This is a genomic window from Microbispora sp. NBC_01389 (genome assembly GCF_045040095.1).
GTDB lineage: Bacteria > Actinomycetota > Actinomycetes > Streptosporangiales > Streptosporangiaceae > Microbispora.
In genome coordinates, this window is sequence record NZ_CP109552.1 from 1,282,105 (window position 1) to 1,298,108 (window position 16,004).

Below are 16,004 nucleotides of genomic sequence, written 5' to 3' on the forward strand. Positions count from 1 at the left end.
GGGTCAGAGGGAGGTGACGGGGTCGAGATCGGCCTCGGCGAGGAGGAGGGGGACCCGGGCCGGGTCGCGCAGCAGCGCGGCGACGGCGAGGCGGTCGCCCCACTGGCCGGACGCCCAGGCCAGGCCTCGCGCCAGCCCCTCGACACCGGTGGCGTGGACCACGCCCTCGGAGAACCGCCACGGCACCGGGGTGCCGTCCACGAGAAGCTCATCGTGCTCGACGTACGTCGCGGGGGCGCCGGGCAGCAGTGAGCGCACCTCGGGCGGCACCGGCTTCTCCGCGCCGTGCGAGGTGACCACGCCTGTGACCGTCTCTCCGGCCAGCGGCAGGTCGAGCACGTCCGACAACGCCTCGGCGAGGTCGAACGGCGCCAGCACCAGCGGGCGGTCCTCCACCAGGGGCAGCAGGTCGGGCGCCTCCACCACGACCGGGCCGTCCTCGACGTCCGCGACCGCGACCATGCCCTTCCGCACGGCCCGTACGGCCTCCGGCGGGCCGACGCGGTCCGGGTCGACGGCGGCGAGCGCGATCCACAGCGACCGCAGCTGGGCGCGGTCCACCTCCAGGGACGCGTCGGCCAGCAGGTCGAGCAGCTCCTCGGGGCCGCCGCGCGCGTCCAGCAGCCCGGCCAGGGTCGACCGGACGCCCATCATCGTGAGCGCGTCCTCGTCGATCCCCGCCGGCGCCTCGGCGTACAGGCCGAACAGCAGCGGGTCGCCCGTCGGGAGCCGCAGCTCGACCGGCCTGCGCCCGCCGAGCACCGGGTGCCGCGACAGCCACCAGGCGGTGTACGACGGCACCTCGACGGTCTCCCCCGCCGCGAGCACCCGCATCGGCCGCAGCGCGGCGCGCAGCGGCGGCCGCGACAGCAGCGCGAGCGCGTTCGGCCAGTCGGCGACGTACTCCAGGTCGCGTACGGCGGTGAACTCCCGGACCACCGGGGGGACGTCAAGGTCCGGCAGCAGGTCGAGCACCGCCTCCAGCCACTCGTCCTCGAGATCGAGGTCGTGGTCGCACTCGGCGGGGTCGAGCAGCACGTCGGAGTCGTTGACCACGGCGAAGCCGTCGAGCACCCCGGTCGCCGCGAGCACGTGCGGCCCGTACTTCTCGACCAGGTCGGGCGCGGCGACGCCGAACGGCACCTCCGGGTCGATCAGGCCGGCCAGCGATCCCTGGGCCAGCAGCAGCTCACCCGCGGCGTACCGCTCGCCGTCCGCGCCGCGCAGGGCCAGCTCGGCCAGCCAGGGCGCCTCTCCCGCCGTCAGGCCCGCCGCGTCCACCAGGGCCAGCACGGCCTGGGACACCGGCTCGGGGTCGGCGCTGTTCAGCGACTCGGCCACCGCCGCATGGGTGAGCGGGTCCTCCAGCACCGTACGCGGAGTCGCCTCGGCCGCGCCCAGCCGCAGCAGCAGCGGATGGACGGCGTCGGGGTGGACGATCCGCAGCCCGAGTGGGGCCAGCAGGGCGGGGTCCAGTGAGCCCGGGCCGGACGGCCCGCCGCCCGCAACGCCGGACAAGACACCGGACGAGAGGGTGGACGAGGCGCCGGACGAGGCGGTGCCGCCGTCCGGCGACAGCACCAGCGTGCCGCGCGGGCCGCGCACCAGGCGGCCGTCGGCGAGCGGCACGGGGATCGCCCCGATCGCCTCCGGGTCGTCGGCGGGCAGCGCCTCGTACAGCGACCGCCACCACGCCGGGTCCTTGTCCTCGACGGCCTCGCCGGACAGCATGTCCACGACGTCGGCCGGCTCGACCCGGCGTACGCCGAGCGTGGTCAGGGCCGGATGCCGGGAGGCCCATCCGGCGGGCAACAGCCCGGGGACGATGCCGGCGATCCTCGCCAGGAACTCGGCCGGGCCCTCGACCGCCCGCGCCTCGTTGCCCGGGATGACGCCGCCCGGAATGACGCCGCCCGGAATGACGCCGTCGGCGTCGCCGGAGATCGACGGCAGCAGCGGCGTGTCCGGCAGCGCCGTGATGATCTCCCGCCTGATCGCCGCGTCGAGCGCGCCGCTGGCCATGAGGCCGGGGATGAGGTCAAGCAGTGCGGGGGTGGCCGGAAGCTCCCCCAGCAGCCGCACGTATGCCTCGGCGGCCCTGGCGACCAGGAAATCGGTGAGCGGCCCCGGCGCGACGTGCCGCCGGTCGGTGGTCATCGGGAACGACGCGATCAGCAGCGCGGGCAGGTCGAGCGGCTCGTCGCTCGGCGTCGGCGCGTGGACCACCCGGGGAACGCCGTCGCGGCCACCGGCGGGGCGGCCGGCGGGGACGGCCCAGCGGACCTCCCAGTAGGGCCGGGCCCGCTCCTCGGTCGGCCGGTCGGCGAACAGTTCGGTCACCTGCGCGGGGGTGAACGTGCCCGACTCGGCGACCACGTGCCAGCCCTCGGCCGAGATCGTGCGGCTCCGCCCGTCGACCTCGATCTCGACGGTCTCCAGCGCCGGCATCGACAGCGGCAGCGCCGGTCCGGCCTCCTCCAGCATCCGCCGTACGGCCTCCTCGGCGGCCTGGTCGCGCAGCGGCAGCCGGACGAGCGTGTCGTAGCCCTCGGGGACGCCCGGGGCGTCGTCGCCGAACGGCAGCCGCAGCAGCGGGACGTGGCCCTCGCGGCCCTTCAGCTCCCCGGCGAGCGCCGGCGTGGCGGCGACCAGCGCGGCGGTCTCCGCCCGCGACCAGCGCACTCCCCGGAGCTCGCCGGACGGCAGCCGGGAGGCGACCGACGGCTCGTCGGTCACCGACACCACGGCGGCGAAGCCGACGCCGAACCGTCCGGCCGCTCCCGTCTCGTCCTTCTTGCCGGAGACCCGCAGCGTGCTCAGGCCCTCGACGCCGTCCTCGTCGAGCGGAGCGCCGGTGTTGGCGGCGAGCAGCACGCCGTCGGCGAGCGTCAGCCGCAGACGGCCCGGCACGCCCGCCCGCAGCGCCGCGTCGGCGGCGTTCTGGGCGAGCTCCACGACCAGCCGGTCGCGGTAGCCGCCGAGGGCGAAGTCCTCCTCGGCGTTGGCGTCCTCGCGGAAGCGGGCGGGCGAGGCCGCCCAGGCCGCGAGAACCGTGTCACGTAGGCGCGCGGTATCGAACATGATCAGGCGTTGCCCAAGGGTGCGGAGCTCGCCTCGTCGGCGGAGCCGGACTCGATCAGGTCATATCCCAGGTCGTGGTCGTCCAGGATCGGCGGCGCCGCGTCCGTGACCATCGAGGGCACGGTGGTCGCCTCGGAGTGGGCGCCGCAGCCGTGGTCGGCCGACACCACCCGGCCGTCGTCCGGCGCGTACTCGTTGGCGCAGACGCCGAAGCCCAGCCCCAGCGTCCCGGCGAGCGGCCAGTAGAAGCCGCAGGTCGAGCATTGCGCGGGTGCGGCGTGCGCGATCGGGGCGTGCGGGCCCGGCTCGCCGGACCGCCAGCGGTGCGCGGCGAGGTCACGGCCGAGGGCCGACAGGACGCGGGCCCGGCCCAGGCCGAGCTCGAAGACGGCCTGCGCGTCGATCTCCTCGTCCGGGGAGGCGAACCCCGGCACGAGCCGGTCGTCGTCGGCCTCGGCCGGCAGCAGATCGCCCACGCCGAGGTCGCCGGGGAGCAGCCGCTCGTTCCACGGCACCCAGCGGGGGGCGAGCAGCGCGCGGGCCCCGGGCAGGAGCACGGTCTCGCTCACGGTCACCACGCGGGCGCGGGAGGCGCGGGTGACGGTGACCGCCCAGCGCCAGCCCAGGTAGGCGTGGTCAAGGCACTCGAAGAAGTGGGTGACGACCCGGTCGCCTTCGTTGTCGAAGCCCAGGTGCTCTCCCACCTCCCCCGGGCGCGCGATCTCCTCAGCCGCGCCGCGGGCGAGGCCGACCGCCGCCGCACAGGCCTGGTCGACTGGAGTGCTACGAATTCGGGTACGACTCACACTCTCCATTTTCACCCACGCCGAGAGCGGACCGCACCGGCTTGATGGGCAAATCATGAGAGGACCCTCGGGGCCTATGGTGAACATTTGGGCGAACGTTCTGCATGTTGTGGGCGCGCCCGCCCGGGCGACCCGCCGGCTCACGCACGCCCAGGGGGCGGACCGCACCGGGCTCGGCCGCCTGATCGAGCTGACCGCCGCCCACTCGGCCGGGGACGCGCTCGTCACGGTGGCCCTCGCCGGGGCGCTGCTGTTCCGGCTCCCGGTCGGCCAGGCCCGCGGGCAGGTCGCGGCGTACCTGCTGGTCACGATGGTGCCGTTCGCGGTCGTGGCGCCCTTCGTCGGGCCGGTGCTCGACCGGCTGCGCTCGGGCCGCCGCTACATCATGGCGGGCACCCTGCTCGCGCGGGGCCTGCTGTGCTGGGGCATGGCAGGCGCCGTCCACGCCTCCGACGCCGTCACGCTGTTCCCGTCCGCCCTCGCCGTTCTGGTGTTGTCGAAGGCCTACAACGTCTCCCGGGCGGCGATCATGCCGAGTCTGCTGCCCGCCGACATCCCCCTGGTGACCGCGAACGCGCGGGTGGCGTTGTTCGCGCTGGTCTCCGCCGGGGCCGGGGCGGGCCTGGCCACGGGCCTGTCCGCCGCGGCCGGGCCCGACTGGGTGCTGCGCGCCGCCGTGCCGGTGTTCCTGCTGTGCGGGGTGTTCGCCGTACGGCTGCCGCGCCATGTGGACGCGCCCGACCCGGAGGAGGACGAGCCGCGCCCGCGCTGGCGCACGCGGTCCGTGGTGGGCTCGGTGGTGGGCGAGGCCATGGGCGCCAACGCCGCGATCCGGGTCCAGTCGGGCTTCCTGGTGTTCTTCCTGCTGTTCCTCGTCCAGGACGGCCACCTGCGCGGCGTCGACCCCACGGTGGCGCTGGCGCTGCTGGCGGCCGCGGCGGGCGCGGGCGGCCTGGCGGGGGCCGCCGCCGGCTCCTGGACCCGGTCCCGCTCGCCGCAGCTGACCGTGCTGGCCACCCTCGCGCTCGCGACGGTCGCCACCGTCGCGGCGGCGTTCGTCTTCACCATCTGGACCGCCGCCGCCGTCGCCCTCGTGGGCGCGTTCGCCCAGGGCCTCGGCAAGCTCGCCTTCGACGCGATCGTGCAACGCGAGATCGGCGAGGAGGTGCGCTCGTCGGCCTTCGGGGTCGCCGAGACGCTGCTGCAGATCGCCTGGGTGTCCGGCGGCCTGCTCGGCCTGGTGCTCTCCCTGTTCGTGGCCGGCCCGGCCGGGCTCGGCGTGATGTCAGCGGCCCTCGCGCTGTCCTTCGGCCGCCTCCTCACGCTGCGCCGCCGAAGGCTCGCCACCCGGCCCGCCACCGCCTGAGCCCCGTCGGCCCGCCCGACCTCGCCGCGCCCGTACGCCGGGGTGCCGCCCTACGCGTCGAGGTCGTCGGCGACCGCGCGCAGCACGGCCGCGATTTTCTTGGCGTGCGGCACGTCGGGGTGCTTGCCTCGCTGGTAGGAGTTCGAGATGTCGTCGAGCAGCTTGATCAGGTCCTCGATGATGACGACCATCTCGTCCGGGTTCTTCCGCTTCGTCTTGGGCTTCACGGTCTTCGCCAGCGTCGGAGGCTGCTCGATCACGCGCACGGAGAGCGCCTGCTGCCCGCGGCGGCTCTCCGCGACCCCGAACTCGACCTTCTGCCCGGGCTTGAGGGCCTCGGCGCCCCTGGGCAGCGCGGAGGAATGGACGAAGACCTCACCGCCGTCGTCGCGGGTGAGGAAGCCGAAACCCTTGTCGGCGTCGTACCACTTGACCTTGCCACTCGGCACAGGGGTGACCTCGTTCAGACTGTCGTGAAGGTGATGGATGTAGGTTATGCCCACAGACCGGCCCCGTGGACCCACTAAGGGGCCACTGAAGCGTCGCGTCTCCGGATTCCCGTGGATCTTCCGTCACCCCCTGTCACACGGGCGGTCGCGTGCTCCCCGAGAGGCGTCCCCCTACGATGGAGACGATGACGGGCACGGACTTCAGCGAGTGGCTGCGCGGCCGTTCCGACGAGCACCTGCGAGCGCTCGTGACGGCACGGCCCGAACTCGTCACGCCCGTCCCCGCCCATCTCGACGGCCTCGCCGCCCGGGCCTGCAGCCCCTCCGCCCTCGGCCGGGCGCTGGACCGGCTCGACCGCTTCCAGCTCGCCGTGCTGGAGACCCTCGCGCTGCGTGACGGCCCTTCCTCCCGCGCGGCCCTGCTCTCCATGATCGTACGCGCGGCGCCCGGCACGTCCACCGAGCAGGAGGTCGGGGCCGCTCTGGACGCGGCGCTCGACGCGCTGGTCACCCGCGGCCTGGTCTACGGGCCGCCGGACGCGCTGCGGCCCGCGCCCGGCGTGCCCGCGGCCCTCGAACCGCCGGCCGCGCTCGGCCCGCCGGCCGCCGAGGTCTTCCGCCACCATGCGCCCGAACGGCTCGACGTCCTCCTGCGCGACATCGACCCCGCGTACGAGGCCGGCGGGCAGGTGGACGCGGGAAGGCCGGCCCGGCAGCGGCTCGCGGCGCTGCTGTCCGGCCCCGCGACCGTCGCGCGCCTGCTGGAGGAGGTGTCTCCGCAGGCGAGGGCCGCGCTGGACGCGCTCGTCTGGGGTCCGCCGAGCGGGCGGCTGCCGAGCGCCCGCCGGGAGGTGGACACCGCGACCGCGCAGTCGCCCATCGAGCAGCTGCTGGCCCGCGGGCTCCTGGGGGCGACCGGGGAGGAGACCGTCGCGCTGCCCCGGGAGGTCGCCCTGGTCCTGCGCGGGGGCCGGGTACACCGCGACCTGTCCCCCGGGCCGCCCGCCCTGGACGGGCCCGTACGCGACCAGGAGCTGGCCGACCGGACGGCCGCCGGGCAGGCGTTCATGTTCGTCCGCATGGTGGAGGAGCTGTGCGAGCTGTGGAGCGTCGACCCGCCCGGGGTGCTGCGCGCCGGCGGCCTGTCCGTACGGGACCTTCGGCGCGCGGCCCAGCTTCTCGACCTGCCGGAATGGGCGGCCGGGCTGGTCGCCGAGGTGGCGCACGCGGCCGGGCTGGTCGCGGCGGGCGAGGGTGAGTGGCTGCCGACCGGCGGCTACGACGGCTGGCGGATCAGGGCGACCGAGGACCGGTGGGCCGTGCTCGCCGCCGCCTGGGCCGCGATGGACCGCGCGCCGGGCCTGATCGGCGAACGCGACGACCGGGACCGCCCGCTGAACGCGCTCCACCCCGACCTGCGCCGGTCCGGCGCGGCCCAGACACGGGCGCGCACGCTCTCCGTGCTGGAGGCGGCGCCGCCCGGCCTCGCGCCGACGCCCGAGTCGGTGCTCGCCCGGCTCGCCTGGGAGCAGCCCCGGCGCCCGTCCGCGCCGCGTGACCCGCTCGTCCGGTTCGCCCTGCGCGAGGCCGAGCACATCGGCGTGACGGGCCTCGGCGTGCCCGCGGCACACGGCCGCGCGGCGGCCCGCGGCGACGGCCGGCGTGCGGCGGACCTGCTCGCGCCGCTGCTGCCGCGGGCGGTCGACCACGTGCTGCTGCAGGCCGACCTGACGGCCGTGGCGCCCGGACCGCTGACCACCGACCTCGGCCGGCGGCTCGCGCTCACGGCCGACGTCGAGAGCAAGGGCGGCGCGACCGTCTACCGCTTCTCCGAGCAGTCGGTCCGCCGGGCGCTCGACGCCGGGCACTCCGCCGCCGACCTGCTCGCGATGCTGGAGCGCCACTCGGCCACGCCGGTCCCCCAGCCGCTGGCCTACCTGGTGACCGACGTCGCCCGCCGCCATGGCCGCATCCGGGTCGGCGTGGCGTCGTCCTACGTCCGCTGCGACGATCCGGCCCTTCTCGACGAGGTGCTCGCCGACAAGCGGGCCCACCTGCTGCGGCTGCGGCGGCTCGCGCCCACCGTGCTCGCGTCCAAGACGTCCCGGGCGGCGCTGGTCGACACGCTGCGGGCGATGGGCTACGCGCCGGTCGCCGAGTCGCTGGAGGGCGACCTCGTCGTCGCGCGGGCCGACGCCCGGCGGACCGAGGGGCCGCCGGGCGCCCGCCCGCCCGCCAACCCCGGCCTCGGCCCCGAGGCCGCCGCCGGGACCGTACGGGCGATGCGGGCGGGGGACGCGGCGCACCGGACCCGCCGCCCGCCCGCCGACACTCCCGAGGGGCAGGTGCCCCGCTCCCCCAGCGCCGCCACGATCAGCGCGCTGGAGGAGGCCATCCGGCGGGGGGCGCGGGTGTGGATCGGCTACCAGGACTCGCAGGGGCACGCCACCAGCCGTATCCTCGAACCGGCCCGCATCGAGGGCGGTTACCTCACGGCGTACGACGAGACCCGGGCGACCGTCCACCGCTTCGTCCTCAGCCGCATCACCGGCGTCGCCGGCTACGGCTCCGAGCGGTCGGAGACGTCCGGGGAGCGCGCCGCCGGAGTCGACTGAGGGGCGTCCCCCGACACGGCGGGCGACCCGGTCTCGGTGAAACGGGACTCATCGGGCCTGGTCTCTTGTTGGATAAGGGACAGCCGTACTAGGGAGCACGCATTGAGTGACGGGCCGCTGATCGTTCAGTCGGACAAGACGCTGCTGCTGGAGGTGGATCACCCGCGGGCCGGCGAGTGCCGCAAGGCCATCGCCCCGTTCGCCGAGCTCGAACGCGCTCCCGAGCACGTCCACACCTACCGGGTCACCCCGCTCGCGCTGTGGAACGCCCGGGCCGCCGGGCACGACGCCGAGCAGGTCGTCGACGCCCTCATCGGGTTCAGCCGCTACCCCGTGCCGCACGCGCTGCTCGTGGACGTCGCGGAGACCATGGCGAGGTACGGCCGCCTGCGGCTGGAGAAGGACCCGGTGCACGGCCTGGTGCTCACCACCAGTGATCGCGCGGTGCTGGAGGAGGTGCTGCGGTCCAAGAAGATCCAGCCTCTGGTCGGGGATCGTCTCGGCGCCGACTCGGTGGCCGTGCATCCCTCCGAACGCGGCAACATCAAGCAGACGCTGCTCAAGCTCGGCTGGCCGGCCGAGGACCTCGCCGGATACGTCGACGGCGAGCATCACGCGATCGACCTGCGCGAGGACGGCTGGGAGCTTCGGCCGTACCAGCAGGAGGCGGCGGACGCGTTCTGGCACGGCGGTTCCGGCGTCGTCGTGCTGCCCTGCGGCGCGGGCAAGACGATCGTGGGCGCGGCGGCCATGGCGCACGCGCGGGCGACCACTCTGATCCTGGTCACCAACACGGTCTCGGCCCACCAGTGGAAGCAGGAACTGCTGCGGCGCACCTCGCTGACCGAGGACGAGATCGGGGAGTACACCGGCACCAAGAAGGAGATCCGCCCGGTCACCATCGCCACCTACCAGGTCATGACCACCCGGAGGCAGGGCATGTACCGGCACCTCGAACTCTTCGACGCCCGCGACTGGGGGCTCGTCGTGTACGACGAGGTCCACCTGCTGCCCGCGCCGATCTTCCGGATGACCGCCGACCTGCAGGCGCGCCGCCGTCTGGGGCTGACCGCCACGCTGGTGCGCGAGGACGGCCGCGAGGGCGACGTCTTCTCGCTCATCGGGCCCAAGCGGTACGACGCGCCCTGGAAGGAGATGGAGAACCAGGGCTACATCGCCCCGGCCGAGTGCGTGGAGGTCCGGGTGACGCTCCGCGACGACGAGCGGCTGGCCTACGCGATGGCCGAGAGCGACGAGCGCTACCGGTTCTGCTCCACCGCCCCCGCCAAGATCAGGGTCACCGAGGCGCTGGTGCGGCGGCACGAGGGCGAGCAGGTGCTGGTCATCGGGCAGTACATCGACCAGCTCGACGAGCTGGGCGAGCACCTCGACGCGCCGGTCATCAAGGGAGAGACCAAGATCAAGGAGCGCGAGCGGCTGTTCCAGGCGTTCCGCGACAAGGAGATCCAGGTGCTGGTGGTCTCGAAGGTCGCGAACTTCTCCATCGACCTGCCCGAGGCGGCCGTGGCGATCCAGGTCTCCGGCACGTTCGGCTCACGCCAGGAGGAGGCCCAGCGGCTCGGCCGGGTGCTGCGCCCCAAGGCGGACGGCGGGGGCGCGCTGTTCTACTCCGTCGTCAGCCGGGACACCGTCGACCAGGAGTTCGCCGCGCACCGGCAGCGCTTCCTGGCCGAACAGGGGTACGCCTATCACATCATCGACGCCGACGACGTGGGCCAGGAGGACCCGGCGAGGTGACCTCGCCGGGTGGGCGCCGTGTCCCGGGGCGCGTTTCCCCGGGACCACGTCCACGGTGAAGACCAACGGCTGAAGACCGAACGGGCGGAGATCGAACGGGCGGAGATCGAACGGGCGGAGATCGAACGGGCACCTGTCAGATCCAGGAAATGCCTGCGGGCCGTGCCACCACATCACCCCCTCGCGCCTATACCGACATCACGGTGCCGTGATGGCGGCAATACCCACTCAGTACGGCGAATCACGCAATATGCGCATTTTTCACCTTGTCCCTGGTTTGTCGCAAAAAAGCGGACAGTGTTACCAATTCACCGGTGTGTAAGCAAATCGCTACCGAACGCGTTTAGATAAACGCGACACACAGCAATCACCCGGCATCGCCGCGCCTGAGCAGCACAACGCGCAGCACGCAAGGCAGCACGGTGCCGAGGCACGCTCAGCAGCCACAGTGACCAGGCGCCTCGCAGCACTGTGTCCGGTGCGTCAGACGCGCCGGACAGGCGTCGGGGCACAACGCCGCAGCATCTCGGCAGGGCGGGCACCGGCGGCTCAGCGGACGGCCAGGCCGCCGAAGAACAGCACCGCCAGCGCCGCGATCCACGCCCCCACCGCCACGCCGTACAGGGACTCGCGACGGGCGAACCAGGCGAACCCCGTCAATCCCGCCGCGACGAGCGCGACCAGTTCGGACAGCGAGGCCACCGGCGCCAGCCGATCCGCGCAGTCCGACGATGGTTCCGGACCGGCGCAGAAGGCCAGCCGGCTCCAGCCGCCGAAAACCGCGAAACCCCACAGCGTGGCGAGCAACAGGCTCACCGCCGCCGGGATCGCGGGAGGAACCCAGGTGCGCGTCACCCGCGGAGAGATACCCAGGCAGGTGAACGGCGACACGCTAGAGAAATACCGTTTCGGCATCAGGGCGCCCGTCGCTAAGCTCTTGTCCTTCCGGCTCCGTCCTGTCCGCTGCCCGTCTTCAGTCCTGCCCCCGGTCCGTCATCGGTCCCATCTTCAGTCCCGTCTCCAGTCCCGTCCTCATCGTGTACGGAGGATTTTCCGCATGCCGGAGAATGTGCTCGAAGCCGAGCGCGCCCATCTCGCGGCCTCCCGCGCCGCGTTGCGGGCGATGCGTGAACACGCGCAGTCGCTGTCCGCGGACGCCGCCGCCGACTGGGTGTCGCAGCAGGTGCTCCAGGGCCTGCTCGACCAGCGCGTGGCCGCCCTGGCCGACCACCCCGACACTCCACTGTTCTTCGGCCGCCTCGACCGGACCGCCGGCGACGACCTGCCGGACACCATCTATGTCGGCCGCCGGCACGTCCACGACGACAACAGCCGGCCCCTCGTCATCGACTGGCGCGCGTCGATCTCCCGCGCCTTCTACCAGGCGAGCCCGTCCGACCCGATGGGCGTCGCGTTGCGCCGCCGGTTCGGCTACCGGGGCGGCGACCTCACGGCGTACGAGGACGAACCGCTGGACGGCCGGGCGCTCGGGCAGAGCAGGCTCCTCACCGAGGAGATCGAGCGGCCCCGCACCGGCCCCATGCGCGACATCGTCGCGACCATCCAGCCCGACCAGGACGAGATCGTCCGCGCGGACCTCGGCGTGACCGTCTGCGTGCAGGGCGCCCCCGGCACCGGCAAGACCGCCGTCGGCCTGCACCGCGCGGCCTACCTCCTGTTCACCCACCGCGAGAGGCTGGCGAGGTCGGGCGTGACGATCGTCGGCCCCAACCGCGCCTTCCTCGCGTACATCTCCTCGGTCCTCCCGGCCCTCGGCGAGGTGAAGGTCGACCAGACCACCGTGGCGGGTGTCCTCGGTGAGCACGCGCATCCCGAGGACCCGGCGGTGGCGGCCGTCAAGGGCGACGCCCGGATGGCCGAGGTCCTGCGCCGCGCCCTGTGGCTGCACGTCGTCAAGCCAGTCGAGGGCGTGCTCGTCACCAAGGGCGTGAACCGCTACCGCGTGCCCGACCACGAGGTCCGGGAGATCGTCGCCTCGCTGCGCGGGACGACGCGATACGGCCCGGGCCGCACGATGCTGGCCCAGCGGCTCGCGCACGCCGTGCTCGTCCAGATGGAGCGCCGCGGCGAGTCGCCCGACGACCGTACGCAGGACGCGGTGGCCCGCTCGAAGCCGGTCAGGGCCGTCCTCGACGCCGTGTGGCCCAAACTGACTCCCCAACAGGTGCTGCACCGCCTGCTGTCGGACCCCGAGTTCCTCGCCAAGGCCGCCCGGTCGGACCTCTCCGCGGAGGAGCAGGAACTGCTCCTGTGGCGCAAGCCGTACAAGTCGCACCGGTCGGCGAAGTGGACGGCCGCCGACGCCGCCCTGCTGGACGAGCTCGGCGACCTCGTCGAGCGCACCCCGTCCCAGGGCCACCTCGTGGTGGACGAGGCGCAGGACCTGTCGGCCATGCAGCTGCGCGCGCTCGGGCGGCGCTGCCGCACCGGTTCGGCGACCGTGCTCGGCGACCTCGCCCAGGGCACCACGCCCTGGTCGGCGCGGTCGTGGAAGACCGTGCTCGACCACCTCGGCCAGTCCTCCGGCGAGGTCACCGAGCTCACGCTCGGCTTCCGCGTGCCCCGCGAGATCCTCGACTTCGCCGCGCGGCTGCTGCCCTCCGTCGCGCCCGATCTCGCCCCGCCCCGCTCCCTGCGTCCCGGCGCCGGATCGCTGTCCGTACGGCAGGTCCCCGACGTCGCCGCGGCGCTTCCGGAGGCCCTGCGGCGGACGCTCGGCTGTGAGGGCTCGATCGGCGTGATCGCGGCGGACGCCGCCGTACCGGCCCTGTCGGCCGCCCTGGGCACCGCGGGCGTGCCGCACACGGTGCTCGGCCCCGACGCGACGGGCGACGACCGGGTGCTGCTGGTGCCGGCCACGCTCGCCAAGGGCCTGGAGTACGACCACGTGATCGTGACCGAGCCCGCCGGCATCGTGGCCGCCGAGGACCGGGGGCTCGCCCGCCTCTACGTCGTGCTCACCCGGGCCGTGACGTCCCTGACCATCCTGCACACCCACGATCTGCCCCCCGACCTGACCTGAGTGAGGAGCCGGCATGAGCGAGGTCATCCTGCGGTACGGCGGTCTCGACGACGTCGAGGCCGTGCTGCGGTTCTGGCTGGAGTCCGCGGAGAACACCGACCGGCACGATGACGCCGCCAAGGTCACGGCATTGGTCGAGCGCGATCCGGAGGCGCTGCTCATCGCCGAGATCGGCGGCCGCGTGGCCGGCACGCTGATCGCGGGCTGGGACGGCTGGCGCGCGAGCCTCTACCGGCTCGCCGTCGACCCGGCCGAGCGGCGCAGGGGCATCGGATCACAGCTGATCCGGGCCGCGGAGGAGCGGTTCCGGAAGCACGGCGCGTTCCGGGTCGACGCGATGGTCCTCAACGACAACGCCCTGGCGCACCACGCCTGGGCGGCGGCGGGATACACGATGCAGACCGACTGCGCCCGCTGGATCAGGCGCCTCACCTGACCCCCCACCTCGCCTGGCCACCCCTCATCTGGCCACGGGCGCGCCCGGACCGGGCGGCGAACAGAGGAAAGGGCGGCTCCCCGAGGGGAACCGCCCTTCCTGGTGAAGCGGGAGAGCAGGACTCAGAAGTCCATGTCGCCGCCGCCGGGCATGGCGGGGGCCTTCTCCTTCTCGGGCTTCTCGGCGATGACGGCCTCGGTCGTGAGGAACAGGGCCGCGATGGACGCCGCGTTCTGCAGCGCCGAGCGGGTGACCTTGGCCGGGTCGATGATGCCCGACTCGAACATGTTGACGTACTCGCCGGTCGCGGCGTTGAGGCCCTCACCCGCGGGCAGGTTGCGGACCTTCTCCACCACGACGCCGCCCTCGAGGCCGGCGTTGACGGCGATCTGCTTCAGCGGCTCCTCGAGCGCCTTGCGGACGATCGCCGCGCCGGTCGCCTCGTCGCCGTTGACCTCGAGCTTGTCGAACGCGTTGGCGCCGGCCTGCAGCAGGGCCACGCCGCCGCCGGGGACGATGCCCTCCTCGACCGCGGCCTTGGCGTTGCGGACGGCGTCCTCGATGCGGTGCTTGCGCTCCTTGAGCTCGACCTCGGTCGCCGCGCCGGCCTTGATGACGGCGACGCCGCCGGCCAGCTTGGCGAGACGCTCCTGGAGCTTCTCGCGGTCGTAGTCGGAGTCGGTGCGGTCGATCTCGGCGCGGATCTCGTTCACGCGGCCGGAGATCTGCTCGGCGTCACCGGCGCCGTCGACGATCGTGGTCTCGTCCTTGGTGATGACGATCTTGCGGGCGCGGCCGAGCAGGTCGAGGGTGGCGTTCTCCAGCTTGAGACCGACCTCCTCGGAGATGACCTGGCCGCCGGTCAGGATCGCGATGTCCTGCAGCATGGCCTTGCGGCGGTCGCCGAAGCCGGGGGCCTTGACGGCCACGGACTTGAACAGGCCGCGGATCTTGTTGACGACCAGGGTCGCCAGGGCCTCGCCCTCGACGTCCTCCGCGAGGAGGACCAGCGGCTTGCCGGACTGCACGACCTTGTCGAGCAGCGGGAGCAGGTCCTTGTTCGCCGAGATCTTCTGGTTGGCGATGAGGATGTAGGCGTCCTCGAAGACCGCCTCCATGCGCTCGGGGTCGGTCACGAAGTAGCCGGACACGTAGCCCTTGTCGAAGCGCATGCCCTCGGTGAGCTCCAGCTCCAGACCGAAGGTGTTGCTCTCCTCGACGGTGATGACGCCTTCCTTGCCCACCTTGTCCATCGCCTCGGCGATGAGCGCGCCGATCTCCGGGTCGGCGGCGGAGATGGAGGCGGTGGAGGCGATCTGCTCCTTGGTCTCCACGTCCTTGGCGAGCTTCGACAGCTCCTCGCTGACGCGCTCGACGGCGGCCTCGATGCCCTTCTTCAGGGACATCGGGTTGGCGCCGGCGGCGACGTTGCGCAGGCCCTCGCGGACCAGCGCCTGGGCGAGCACGGTGGCCGTCGTCGTGCCGTCACCGGCGACGTCGTCGGTCTTCTTCGCGACTTCCTTGACGAGCTCGGCGCCGATCTTCTCCCACGGGTCCTCGAGCTCGATCTCCTTGGCGATGGAGACACCGTCGTTGGTGATCGTGGGGGCGCCCCACTTCTTCTCCAGCACGACGTTGCGGCCCTTGGGGCCGAGGGTCACCTTCACGGCGTCGGCGAGCTGGTTCATACCGCGCTCGAGACCGCGCCGGGCGTCCTCGTTGAACGCGATCATCTTGGCTGCCATAAGGCTTAGACCTCCCAGTAGCAGGGTGTCTTCAACGGACCGAGCCGACGCCCGCGACGGCGTGGACCCGCTATCCCTGCGCGAGCCCCATCGCCCCGATCCCGGTTGTTGTCACTCTCGACCTCAGAGTGCCAAACAAGTATTTAGCACTCTACCCCCGAGAGTGCAAGCGGAAGCCACCCTGACCAGCTTGGACGGGGTTCCCGAACACCCGGACGAACACCGGCAAGCACGGACGAACACCGGCAGGCGCGGACGAGCCGAAGGCCCGGTCCGCGGAACCGCGGACCGGGCCTTCAATGGTCGCTTGACGGGATCAGACGGATCGTACGGCCTCCGCCTGCGGGCCCTTCTGCCCCTGCGTGATGTCGAACTCCACCCGCTGACCCTGCTCGAGGGCCTTGTAGCCGTCCATCATGATTGCCGAGTAATGGACGAACACATCCTTCCCACCGTCTACCGCGATGAAGCCGTAGCCCTTGTCCGCGTTAAACCATTTGACGGTGCCCTGCGCCACTTCCGACTCCTCTTGCTGGGCTGGGGACCACACCCAAGAAGCCCCCGGTTTCGTCGATCGTCTTCGACCATACCCGTGTCAAGGCGTAGAACAACAGAGTCAATCCGCAAACTACTACGTCGCGTTCGCTCAAAGCGGTACAGACGATTATTCACTTTTCCACCGAAAGGTTGAGCGCTTCACCACTC

At 73.0% G+C, this 16,004-nt stretch carries 11 protein-coding genes; 5 read left to right on the forward strand and 6 right to left on the reverse strand.

Annotated features, from left to right (window positions below; translation table 11 throughout):
• Positions 1-3: 3 nt before the first annotated feature.
• Positions 4-3,081: a sacsin N-terminal ATP-binding-like domain-containing protein gene (locus OG344_RS05645; RefSeq protein WP_405087279.1), complete on the reverse strand. Its 3,078-nt coding sequence runs from the start codon at positions 3,079-3,081 to the stop codon at positions 4-6.
• A gap of 2 nt (positions 3,082-3,083) precedes the next feature.
• Positions 3,084-3,887: a DUF3027 domain-containing protein gene (locus OG344_RS05650; protein WP_405087280.1), complete on the reverse strand. Its 804-nt coding sequence runs from the start codon at positions 3,885-3,887 to the stop codon at positions 3,084-3,086.
• Positions 3,888-3,963: 76 nt separating this feature from the next.
• Here OG344_RS05650 and OG344_RS05655 point away from each other — a divergent pair, with 76 nt between their 5' ends.
• A complete protein-coding gene (locus OG344_RS05655; protein ID WP_405087281.1) occupies positions 3,964-5,253 on the forward strand; it encodes an MFS transporter in 1,290 nt (429 codons plus the stop codon).
• A 50-nt stretch (positions 5,254-5,303) separates the two neighbouring features.
• On the opposite strand, the gene OG344_RS05660 is transcribed toward OG344_RS05655, so the two are convergent.
• Complete coding sequence (locus OG344_RS05660; protein WP_405087282.1) at positions 5,304-5,702, reverse strand: cold-shock protein; 399 nt, start codon at positions 5,700-5,702, stop codon at positions 5,304-5,306.
• A 185-nt stretch (positions 5,703-5,887) separates the two neighbouring features.
• Between OG344_RS05660 and OG344_RS05665 the strand changes: the two genes are divergently transcribed.
• Positions 5,888-8,317 (forward strand): helicase-associated domain-containing protein, encoded by a 2,430-nt coding sequence (locus OG344_RS05665; RefSeq protein WP_405087283.1) that lies wholly within the window; start codon positions 5,888-5,890, stop codon positions 8,315-8,317.
• A 102-nt stretch (positions 8,318-8,419) separates the two neighbouring features.
• The gene (locus OG344_RS05670) at positions 8,420-10,075 is read left to right on the forward strand and encodes a DNA repair helicase XPB (RefSeq protein WP_405087284.1); all 1,656 of its coding nucleotides are present in this window, start codon (positions 8,420-8,422) and stop codon (positions 10,073-10,075) included.
• 549 nt (positions 10,076-10,624) lie between these two features.
• Here OG344_RS05670 and OG344_RS05675 read toward each other — a convergent pair.
• Positions 10,625-10,930 (reverse strand): hypothetical protein, encoded by a 306-nt coding sequence (locus tag OG344_RS05675; protein ID WP_405087285.1) that lies wholly within the window; start codon positions 10,928-10,930, stop codon positions 10,625-10,627.
• A 202-nt stretch (positions 10,931-11,132) separates the two neighbouring features.
• Between OG344_RS05675 and OG344_RS05680 the strand changes: the two genes are divergently transcribed.
• Both OG344_RS05680 and OG344_RS05685 read left to right on the forward strand, forming a co-directional pair.
• A complete protein-coding gene (locus tag OG344_RS05680) occupies positions 11,133-13,118 on the forward strand; it encodes a HelD family protein (protein ID WP_405087286.1) in 1,986 nt (661 codons plus the stop codon).
• 13 nt (positions 13,119-13,131) lie between these two features.
• Positions 13,132-13,554, forward strand: a complete 423-nt coding sequence (locus OG344_RS05685; protein WP_405087287.1) for a GNAT family N-acetyltransferase — start codon at positions 13,132-13,134, stop codon at positions 13,552-13,554.
• Between the two features lie 122 nt (positions 13,555-13,676).
• Here the strand turns inward: OG344_RS05685 and groL are convergent, their stop codons facing one another.
• Positions 13,677-15,299, reverse strand: coding sequence for a chaperonin GroEL (gene groL, locus OG344_RS05690; RefSeq protein ID WP_405087288.1), 1,623 nt, complete (start codon positions 15,297-15,299; stop codon positions 13,677-13,679).
• Between the two features lie 316 nt (positions 15,300-15,615).
• A complete protein-coding gene (locus OG344_RS05695; protein ID WP_142575003.1) occupies positions 15,616-15,816 on the reverse strand; it encodes a cold-shock protein in 201 nt (66 codons plus the stop codon).
• Positions 15,817-16,004 lie beyond the last annotated feature (188 nt).